9 protein-coding genes are annotated in these 9,371 nt (G+C 74.1%); 7 read left to right on the plus strand and 2 right to left on the minus strand.

Features of this window, described 5'->3' with window-relative positions:
• Positions 1-122 precede the first annotated feature (122 nt).
• The 6 genes from ACFYU9_RS13425 (at position 123) to ACFYU9_RS13450 (ending at position 6,333) form a co-directional block, all read left to right on the plus strand.
• Positions 123-983, plus strand: a complete 861-nt coding sequence (locus ACFYU9_RS13425) for a bifunctional methylenetetrahydrofolate dehydrogenase/methenyltetrahydrofolate cyclohydrolase (RefSeq protein WP_389204709.1) — start codon at positions 123-125, stop codon at positions 981-983.
• Complete coding sequence (locus ACFYU9_RS13430; RefSeq protein WP_389205273.1) at positions 884-1,474, plus strand: DUF3017 domain-containing protein; 591 nt, start codon at positions 884-886, stop codon at positions 1,472-1,474. The genes ACFYU9_RS13425 and ACFYU9_RS13430 overlap by 100 nt, the downstream gene beginning before the upstream one ends.
• A 398-nt stretch (positions 1,475-1,872) precedes the next feature.
• Positions 1,873-2,862, plus strand: coding sequence for a malate dehydrogenase (locus ACFYU9_RS13435; RefSeq protein WP_389204708.1), 990 nt, complete (start codon positions 1,873-1,875; stop codon positions 2,860-2,862).
• Positions 2,863-3,055: 193 nt separating this feature from the next.
• On the plus strand, positions 3,056-4,876 hold the full coding sequence (locus tag ACFYU9_RS13440) for a hypothetical protein (RefSeq protein ID WP_389344617.1): 1,821 nt from the start codon (positions 3,056-3,058) through the stop codon (positions 4,874-4,876).
• Complete coding sequence (locus tag ACFYU9_RS13445; protein ID WP_389204706.1) at positions 4,869-5,246, plus strand: hypothetical protein; 378 nt, start codon at positions 4,869-4,871, stop codon at positions 5,244-5,246. The genes ACFYU9_RS13440 and ACFYU9_RS13445 overlap by 8 nt, the downstream gene beginning before the upstream one ends.
• Before the next feature lie 457 nt (positions 5,247-5,703).
• Complete coding sequence (locus ACFYU9_RS13450; protein WP_389344619.1) at positions 5,704-6,333, plus strand: hypothetical protein; 630 nt, start codon at positions 5,704-5,706, stop codon at positions 6,331-6,333.
• On the opposite strand, the gene ACFYU9_RS13455 is transcribed toward ACFYU9_RS13450, so the two are convergent.
• Positions 6,317-7,081, minus strand: a complete 765-nt coding sequence (locus tag ACFYU9_RS13455) for an isocitrate lyase/phosphoenolpyruvate mutase family protein (protein ID WP_389344621.1) — start codon at positions 7,079-7,081, stop codon at positions 6,317-6,319. The genes ACFYU9_RS13450 and ACFYU9_RS13455 overlap by 17 nt on opposite strands.
• Complete coding sequence (locus ACFYU9_RS13460; protein ID WP_389204702.1) at positions 7,078-7,590, minus strand: carboxymuconolactone decarboxylase family protein; 513 nt, start codon at positions 7,588-7,590, stop codon at positions 7,078-7,080. Before ACFYU9_RS13460 ends, ACFYU9_RS13455 begins: the two co-directional genes overlap by 4 nt.
• 46 nt (positions 7,591-7,636) lie before the next feature.
• Between ACFYU9_RS13460 and ACFYU9_RS13465 the strand changes: the two genes are divergently transcribed.
• Complete coding sequence (locus tag ACFYU9_RS13465; protein WP_389344623.1) at positions 7,637-9,094, plus strand: PLP-dependent aminotransferase family protein; 1,458 nt, start codon at positions 7,637-7,639, stop codon at positions 9,092-9,094.
• The last annotated feature ends 277 nt before the right edge of the window (positions 9,095-9,371 follow it).

Consider the following 9,371-nt stretch of genomic DNA (forward strand, 5'->3'; position numbering starts at 1 on the left):
ATAGGCGGTGAATACGCGCCGGAGTTGTGCAGTTGCAATCTGCGCCTCCGTTCCGCGGGCCGAAGCCCGGCCTTCTCCCGCCGAATTGGAAACCGGTGGGGGTCATCCGGGAGGATGGCCGCATGAGCGCCCAGATTCTCGATGGCAAGGCCACCGCAGCCGCGATCAAGTCCGATCTGACCGTCCGCGTGGCGGCCCTCAAGGAGCGGGGCGTGACGCCCGGACTCGGCACGATCCTGGTCGGCGACGACCCGGGCAGCCGCAAGTACGTGGCAGGCAAGCACCGCGACTGCGCCGAGGTCGGCATCGCGTCGATCCAGCGCGAACTGCCGGAGACGGCGAGCCAGGAGGAGATCGAGGCGGTCGTCCGGGAGCTCAACGCGGACCCGGCGTGCACCGGTTACATCGTGCAGCTGCCGCTGCCCAAGGGCATCGACGAGAACCGCATCCTGGAGCTGATGGACCCGGCCAAGGACGCCGACGGCCTGCACCCGACGAACCTCGGCCGGCTCGTCCTCAACGAGCCCGCCCCGCTGCCCTGCACGCCGAACGGCGTCATCACGCTGCTGCGCCGCTACGGCGTGGAGATCGCCGGCGCGGAGGTCGTGGTCGTCGGCCGCGGCGTCACCATCGGGCGCCCGATGCCGCTGCTGCTGACCCGCCGCTCCGAGAACGCCACCGTGACGCAGTGCCACACCGGCACCAAGGACCTCTCGGCCCACCTCAAGCGCGCCGACATCATCGTCGCCGCGGCCGGTGTCGGGCACCTGATCAAGCCGGAGGACGTCAAGCCGGGCGCGGCCGTGCTCGACGTCGGCGTCTCGCGCAACGGCGACGGCAAGATCGTCGGCGACGTGCACCCGGGCGTCGCCGAGGTCGCCGGCTGGATCTCGCCGAACCCGGGCGGTGTGGGCCCGATGACCCGCGCCCAGCTCCTGGTCAACGTCGTCGAGGCCGCCGAGCGCGCGGCCGGGGTCCGCTGACCGTGTCCTCCGCCGACGTACCCCAGGGCGAGCGCGAGCCCGCGGGCGAGCGTGAGCCGGCGGGCGAGGAGGGCGGCGAGGGCGCGGCGGCCTCGCGCCGGCACCCGCGGGCGAAGCTGACCACGACGACCGCCCGCCCCGAGGGCGGCGGCCGTGCGGCGCCCGGCGACGCGCCGGCGCCCGCGCGTCAGTGGCCGCTGCTCACCGTGCTCGGGATGACCGCGCTCGGCCTGCTCGTCACCGGCACCGACCTGTTCGCGCAGTCCTTCCGCGTCGGCACCCTGCTGATCGGCGCGGCGCTGCTGACCGGCGCGGTGCTGCGGCGGGTGCTGCCGTCGGTGGGGATGCTGGCGGTGCGCTCGCGGTTCACCGACATGATCACGTACGGCGTGATGGGCGGCCTGATCGTGCTGCTCGCGCTGATGGTGCAGCCGGAGCCGTGGCTGCGGATCCCGTTCCTGGAGGACGTCCTCCATCTGACGGTCAGCTGAGCCGGTCCCGGGGCGTGGCCGAATGGAGACGGCCCCGGGGCGGTCCCGAACCGGCTTCGCGGCGGCCGCCTCGACGGTCACGGCGCCCGTCCTCTCCCCCGTGGGAGGACGGGCGCCGCCGTGTTCAAGGGTCATGTACGTGCCAAGCGCGGATCAAGGTCCGCCGGGCCGTTGTGGCACGGAGGTGACGGAAGTGACCATTCCGCTACGTCCTCGTTCCCATGGGGCGGGCGAGTGGCAGTGAGCCGCACCACAAGGGGGTGGGGGTGCACATGCCCCCGGGTCCGATAGCCTGATCGCTGGATATCTCTTCACGTCGAGACATCGATCGATCAGGGGGAGACATCCAGCATCAGGGGCAACGGAACCCCACCGCCAGCTGTCTTCTGGAGATCGCCATGACCCGCACTCCCGTGAATGTCACCGTGACCGGCGCGGCCGGCCAGATCGGCTACGCGCTGCTCTTCCGCATCGCCTCCGGCCACCTGCTCGGCGCGGACGTGCCGGTCAAGCTGCGCCTCCTGGAGATCCCGCAGGGCGTCAAGGCCGCCGAGGGCACCGCCATGGAGCTCGACGACTGCGCCTTCCCGCTGCTCAAGGGCATCGACATCTTCGACAACCCGAACCAGGGCTTCGAGGGCGCCAACATCGGTCTGCTCGTCGGCGCCCGCCCGCGCGGCCCGGGCATGGAGCGCGGCGACCTGCTCGCCGCCAACGGCGGCATCTTCAAGCCGCAGGGCGAGGCCATCGCCGCGCACGCCGCCGACGACATCAAGGTCCTGGTCGTCGGCAACCCGGCCAACACCAACGCCCTGATCGCCCAGTCCGCCGCCAAGGGCGTCCCGGCCGAGCGCTTCACCGCCATGACCCGCCTGGACCACAACCGCGCCCTGACGCAGCTGGCCCAGAAGACCGGCTCCTCGGTCACGGACATCAAGCGCCTCACCATCTGGGGCAACCACTCCGCGACCCAGTACCCGGACATCTTCCACGCGGAGATCGCCGGCAAGAACGCCGCCGAGGTCGTCGACGACCAGGCGTGGCTGGCCGACACCTTCATCCCGACCGTCGCCAAGCGCGGCGCCGCGATCATCGACGCCCGTGGCGCGTCCTCGGCCGCCTCCGCTGCCAACGCCGCCATCGACCACGTCCACACGTGGGTCAACGGCACCGCCGAGGGCGACTGGACCTCCATGGGCGTCCCGTCCGACGGCTCGTACGGCGTCCCGGAGGGCCTCATCTCCTCCTTCCCGGTCACCTGCAAGGACGGCAAGTACGAGATCGTCCAGGGCCTGGACATCAACGAGTTCTCCCGCGCCCGCATCGACGCCTCGGTCAACGAGCTCGTCGAGGAGCGCGACGCGGTGCGCGAGCTCGGCCTGATCTGAGCCCACTCGCCCGACGGACGGAGTGAGCTCGGCCTGATCTGAGCCCGCTCGTCCGACGGACGGAGTCCGGCGCGGCTTGCGCGAGCTCGGCCTCATCCGAGTCCCGGCAGCCTCCGCCGCCCCCGGCACGCATGTGCTGACATAGCGTCACCCGGTGCCCCCGGCCCTTTCGGCCGGGGGCGCCGTGCGTTCTATGCTGGCTGCTCCGTTTCCGCCAACTGACCGGAGAATTCGGACAGTTCGGTATCTCGGGGGAACCTTGACACAGTCGTTCGTACCTCAGCAGCCAGGTCCGCCACCCGGCACTCCCGCCGCCGACCCGCGCGGCAACCCGAGCACCAGCGAGGCCACCCGGCTGCTCTGCGCCGGCACCTACCTCGACGACACCTTCCGCGACGCGGTCATCGAGCAGCTCTACGTCCACGAGGAGCGCGTCGTCGCGCCCTCCCTCGGCATCGACGCCGCCCGCGTCCTCGCCCACGCCCTGCGCGCCCGCCGCATCGAACTCGGCTGGGCGGCCGCGATCCTGGCGCTCTGGATCGTCGCCTTCCCGCTCACCAAGGGCCTGGTCCTGCTCCTCGCCCTGCCCTTCGTGTTCCTCGGCGTCGCCCGCTGGATCCGCGGCCGCGCCTCGAACGCGCCCCTCTACCGCGTCGTCCCCGCCTTCCTCCTGCGCTGGTACGGACGGCTGAGCCTCCTCCAGTCCGTGCTGCTCCTGCTGGTCCTCGCGTTCGCCGGCGAGGAGACCCGCTGGGAGTTCCTCGGCGGCCTCGACGACACGACCGGACCCTTCGCCCTCGCCCTCGCCGCGGGCGCCGCCCAGGAGCTGTGGGGCATCGGCCGGCTGGAGGTCTGGATCACCATCGCCGTGCCGCTCCTGATCGCCTGGGCGGTGGCCGCGCAGCGCGGCCAGTCCGCCCGCTCGCTCACCAACGAGCTGCACCGCGACCACTTCGCCGACCTCGCCCGTGACCCCGCCGAGCAGGCCCAGGGCGCCCGGTTCCACCGGCTGCGCGACCGGATCCGCACCGAGCAGCACTCCCGGCTCGTCCTCTACCGCTCCGAGATCCCGTTCTGCGGCGCCGGCGAGCCGTACGAGCCCTGGTCGCTCTCCGTCGAACTGGTCCCCCGCAAGGACCTGGACGGCCGCGTGCCCGAGCCGCTCGACAACAGCGCGATCATGCGGCACATCGTGCCGCTCCTGGAGGCCCTGCGGGTGCCCTCGCGGCACGGCTCCCCGCAGCTCCAGGCCGCCGTGCGCGACCGGCTGCGCGGCCTGGAGATCGACGAGGTCGTCTTCCTGCCGGTCGGCAACCTGCCGAGCCGCGCCGCCGCCCCGTACACCCCCGAGTTCTTCGAACAGCAGCGGTCCGCCGCCATCGAGGAGGGCGGCGAGCCCCGCCGTCACTTCCTGCGGATCCGAGTCGGCGGCTGGGGCGAGGAGATCGTCACCACCGTCTTCGTCCGGGTCCACACGCAGGGCGGCATGCTGATGCTGGAGGTCGCCCCGCACGTGCTGCGCCCGGTCGACCAGTGGTTCCGCTACGCCGACCGGATCGCCGCGCGCTACCGCAACAACCACTACTTCGGAAAGGCCGCCTGGGCCCTCGGCCGCACCCCGCGCTCCGCCGGACAGGCCGTGGTCACCCTGGTGAAGGCGCTCGGCCAGGTCTGGCGGCTCGCCACCGGCGGGCACGCGGGCGCGCTGCCCGAGGGACCGCGGTACTCCGTGCGCGAACTGGGTTCCGACGGCAGCGCCTCGCTCTTCCAGGAGATGGACGTCAGCCGCTACCTGAAGAGCGTCCAGGACCGGGTGGCGGGCGGCGTGACCGTGGCGCTGCGCGAGGCGGGGTACGAGACCGCCGAGTTCGAGCAGAAGATCGTGCACGTCGCGGAGGGCGGGACGTTCATCGAGAACACCAAGGGGAACGTCACCATCGGCGACCACAACACCGTCACCAGCAAGACCTTCCACACCGGCACCACCACGAAGACCGGAGGCGACCGTGGCTGACAACGACAACTCCGCGCCCGGCGGCATTCACGTCACCAACACCGGCGGCAACGTCACCATCGGCGACCACAACACCGTGTCGTACACGGTGCGGGGCGCCGAGCCCGCCCGCGACGAGCGGCAGGAGGAACTGCTGCGGGCGATCCGCGAGCTCCGCGCCGACCTGACCCGCGTCGTCGCCTCGGAGCAGACGGCCGCCCTGGACGCCGAACTCTCCGACGCCGAGGACGAGATCGAGGGCATCGGCGCCGCGAGCCCGGGCCGCCTCACGGGCCTGCGCCGGGCCCTCGCCGACGCCGGCGCCCTCACCGGTCTCCTCGCCTCGGGCGCCGCCGTCGCCCAGGCCGTCGCCGCACTGCTCGGAGGCTGAGATGAGCAAGGGCGGGGGAGGGGGCGGAGCGTGGTGGAACGACGAGGCGCAGAGCTGGGAGACGGGCGCGCCGGCGACGCCGAAGACACCGGATCCGGGTCGCGCGCCTGAGGCCGCGCCGCCGCCTCCGGCCGCGCCCGCGGCGCCCCCGCAGACCGTTCCGGCACCCGGAGCCGTGGGCGGTCCCGAGCCGACCACCGGCTCTGGACCTGTGGCCGGCCCCGGGCCTGTGGTCGGCCCCGGACCGGTGGTCGGCCCCGGACCGGTGGTCGGCCCCGGGCCGGTCGTCGCGCCCGCACCCATCGTCGTGCCGGCGCCCGCGCCCGCGGCTGGGCCCGGCCCCGCACCCGCACACGGCTACGACCCCGCAGCCCACGGCCCCGTCGTACCGCCCCCGCCGCCCTATCTGCCCGGGCCTCCGCCCGCGCCCCGGTCGGGGCCCTCGCGGAACGTGCTCGTGGCCGCCGCCGTGGTGGCGGTGCTCGTGGCCGGGGGCGTCGGGGGCTGGCTGCTGTGGGGGCGCGACTCGGGTACGGGGCCGGGGCCGACGGCCGGGCCGAGTGCGACCGCGTCCGAGGCGCCGGTCACCTCGTCCGGTGCGCCCTCCGCCTCCGACTCCGCGTCCGATTCCGCGTCGCCGTCCGAGGGCGCGCCGCCTCCCGGGACCCGGCTGGTCGAGGACGTCGCCGGCTTCACGATCGCCGTGCCCGAGGGCTGGAACCGCACCACGTCCGGGGCGAGCGTGTTCTACAACGCGCCCGACGGGGCGAGCCTGGTGCAGGTGTTCACGATCGACGAGCCCGGCCTGAGCCCGTACGACGCGCTCCGGGAGACCTCGCGGAACCTCGCCGAGAAGAACCCCGGCTACCAGGAGATCAGCCTCGAACGGACCGGGACGGACGGGAAGGAGGCCGAGCTGGTGTACGCGTACGACCGGACGGAGGGCCGCCGGAAGGTCGTCGACCGGGCCTTCACCGGCAGCGACGGGCGGCAGTACGCCGTGCTCGCCGCCGGGCCGGAGACGGACTGGCCCGGGCAGCGGGAGACCCTCGACACGGCCCTCAGGTTCTTCAAGCCCGGTTCGTGACCGGCTCGTCGGCCGGTTCCGTGAGCAGCTCGCGGGCGAGTTCGCCGACGCCCGCGAGCGTGCGCCGGAGCAGTCCGGGCCCGAAGGTGATCCGGGTGGCGCCCAGCGCGCCGAGCTCGGCGAAGGACGGGTCGCCGGGCCGGGCCAGGAAGTTCAGCGGCCCGGTGACGCCCGCGTCCCGCAGCGCGGGCAGGTCGGCGGCCGGAGCCGTGATCGGATAGACGCAGTCCGCGCCCGCCGCCGTGTAGAGGCGGGCGCGCCCGGCGGCGTCGGCGACGGTGCCGCCGTGCAGGTACGTGTCCACGCGCGCGTTGACGACGAGCGCGGACCCGGCCGCCGCCCGCACGGCGGCGAGCCGTTCGGCCTGCTCGTGCGGGTCGCGGAGCGGACGGCCCCGACCGACCCCCGTACGGTCGGAGTCCTCCAGGTTCACGCCCACCGCGCCCGTCTCCAGGACCCGCGCGACCAGTTCCTCGGGCGCAAGCCCGTAGCCGTCCTCGATGTCGGCGGTCACCGGTACGCCCACGCCCCGGGCGATCCGGGCGACGGCGGCGAACATCTCGGCGGGCGGCGTGTGCCCGTCCTCGTATCCGAGCGAGGCGGCGATCCCCGCGCTGGGCGTGGCCAGGGCGGGGAAGCCGGCCTCTTCGAAGGCGCGCGCGGAGGCCACGTCCCAGGGCCCCGGCAGGACCAGCGGGCGGGTGGCGGGCCGCTCGTGGTGCAGCGCCCGCAGGATGTCGGCGGTCACCGCTTGAACATCCCCGGCGTGTAGTGGCCCGGCACCATGCGGGTGGAGACGGCGATGCGGTTCCACGAGTTGATGACCGTGATCGCGCCGATGAGGTGGGCGAGCTCGGCCTCGTCGAAGTGCTCGGCGGCCTGGGCGAAGACCTCGTCCGGCACGAAGCCGTCGGTGAGGACGGTGACGGCCTCGGTCAGCGCCAGGGCGGCGGCCTCGCGCTCGGTGTAGAAGTGCCGCGACTCGCGCCAGGCGGCCAGCTGCACGATCCGCTGCACGGACTCGCCGGCCGCGAGGGCGTCCTTGGTGTGCATGTCGAGGCAGTAGGCGCAGTTGTTGATCTGCGAGGCGCGCAGCTTGACCAGCTCGTAGAGGACCGGGTCGACGTGCTTCGACGCGGCGATCTCCAGGCCGACCATGGCCTTGTAGAAGTCCGGGTGCAGCTCGGCGAAGGCGATCCGGGCGGGGTGCTCGTGTGCGTACTCGGTCTGCTGGGTGCCGTTCACGGTGGTCGTCATGCGATCACCGTACGGGCCGGGTGGTGCCCGGGTATGGTCCATTTCCATGGCAAACGAGTGGGCCACTTTCGGCGCCGACCTGCACCTGGACCTCGGCGGAACCGGCGGAACCGGCGGAACCGGCGGAACCGGCGGAACCGGCGGGCAGGGGCTGCGCCACGGGCTGATGGACGCGCTGCGGGAGGCGGTGCGCAGCGGGCGGCTGGCGGCGGGGACGCGGCTGCCGTCCTCGCGCCAGCTCGCCGCCGACCTCGGCGTGGCGCGGAACACCGTCGCCGACGCGTACGCGGAGCTGGTCGCCGAGGGCTGGCTCACCGCCCGGCAGGGCTCCGGCACCCGGGTGGCCCCGCGGTCCGCCGCGCGCCGCCCGGAGCGCAGCCGTACGGCCGCGCCCGCCGCCTCCCGTACGGCCCCCGGCGCCCCCGCGCACAACCTGCGCCCCGGCACGCCCGACCTCTCCACCTTCCCGCGCGCCGACTGGCTCAAGGCGGCCCGCAAGGCGCTGACGACCGCGCCCAACGAGGCCTTCGGCTACGGCGATCCGCGCGGCCGGATCGAACTGCGCACCGCGCTCGCCGAGTACCTGGCAAGGGCCCGGGGCGTGCACGCGCGGCCCGAACGGATCGTGGTCTGCTCGGGGTTCGTGCACGGGCTGATGATGATGGCGCGGGTGCTGCGGGACCGCGCGGTGCGGGAGGTGGCCGTCGAGTCGTACGGCCTCGACGTCCACTGGAAGCTGCTGGCCCGCGAGGGCCTGCGGATGCCGGCCCTGCCCTTCGACGAACGGGGCACCCGCGCCGAGGAGTTGGCGGCGATGAGCGGGGTCGGCGCGGTCCTGATGACCCCGGCCCACCAGTTCCCCATGGGCGGCGCCCTGCACCCCGACCGGCGGGCGGCGGCCGTCGACTGGGCGCGGGCCACCGGCGGGCTGATCCTGGAGGACGACTACGACGGGGAGTTCCGCTACGACCGCCAGCCCGTCGGCGCCCTCCAGGGCCTCGACCCGGAGCGGGTGGTCTATCTCGGCACGGCGAGCAAGTCCCTCGCGCCGGGCCTGCGGCTCGCGTGGATGGTGCTGCCGGAGCACCTGGTGGCGGAGGTGACGGCGGCCAAGGGCGAGGTCGACTGGACGTCGTCGGCGACCGACCAGCTGACCTTCGCGGAGTTCCTCGGCTCGGGCGCGTACGACCGGCACGTCCGCGCGATGCGGCTGCGCTACCGGCGCCGCCGCGACCAGCTGGTGGCCGCCGTCGCCGCGGCCTCGCCCGGGACGCGGGTGAGCGGCATCGCGGCCGGCCTGCACGCCGTCCTCGAACTCCCCGAGGGCACCGAGGCCGCCACCGTCGGCTCGGCCGCCTTCCAGGGCCTCGCCGTCGTCGGCATCAACCGCTTCCGCCACCCGGACACACCGGTCACGAAGGACGCGCTGGTGGTGGGCTACGCGACGCCGACGGACAGCGCGTGGGCGGGGGCGCTCCAGGCACTGTGCCGGGTGCTGCCCTGACCGGCCGGCGGGGGCTGCGCGGGGCCCGCGCCTAGGCGCGGGCCGGCTCCTCGGCGGCGAGTGGCTCGCTGAGCCGGGTCGGCGTCGGTGGCGGGTCCGCGCCTGTGCCTGTGCCGGCTCCTCCTCGGTCACCGCCTGGCCGAACCGCGTCGGCGTCAGCAGCCGGGCCGCGCCTACGCCCGTGCCGGCTCCTCCTCGGTCACCGCCTGGCCGAACCGCGTCGGCGTCAGCAGCCGGGCCGCGCCTACGCCCGTGCCGGCTCCTCCTCGGTCACCGG

The sequence above is a fragment of the Streptomyces sp. NPDC004327 genome, from assembly GCF_042873935.1.
Lineage (GTDB): Bacteria > Actinomycetota > Actinomycetes > Streptomycetales > Streptomycetaceae > Streptomyces.

What these genes read in the sequence shown, in the direction of transcription:
- ACFYU9_RS13465 (WP_389344623.1), top strand. Translation starts at nt 7,637, where the DNA reads ATGGCAAACGAGTGGGCCACTTTCGGCGCCGACCTGCACCTGGACCTC.
- ACFYU9_RS13440 (WP_389344617.1), top strand. Translation starts at nt 3,056, where the DNA reads ATGCTGGCTGCTCCGTTTCCGCCAACTGACCGGAGAATTCGGACAGTT.
- ACFYU9_RS13460 (WP_389204702.1), bottom strand. Translation starts at nt 7,590, where the DNA reads ATGACGACCACCGTGAACGGCACCCAGCAGACCGAGTACGCACACGAG.
- ACFYU9_RS13425 (WP_389204709.1), top strand. Translation starts at nt 123, where the DNA reads ATGAGCGCCCAGATTCTCGATGGCAAGGCCACCGCAGCCGCGATCAAG.
- ACFYU9_RS13435 (WP_389204708.1), top strand. Translation starts at nt 1,873, where the DNA reads ATGACCCGCACTCCCGTGAATGTCACCGTGACCGGCGCGGCCGGCCAG.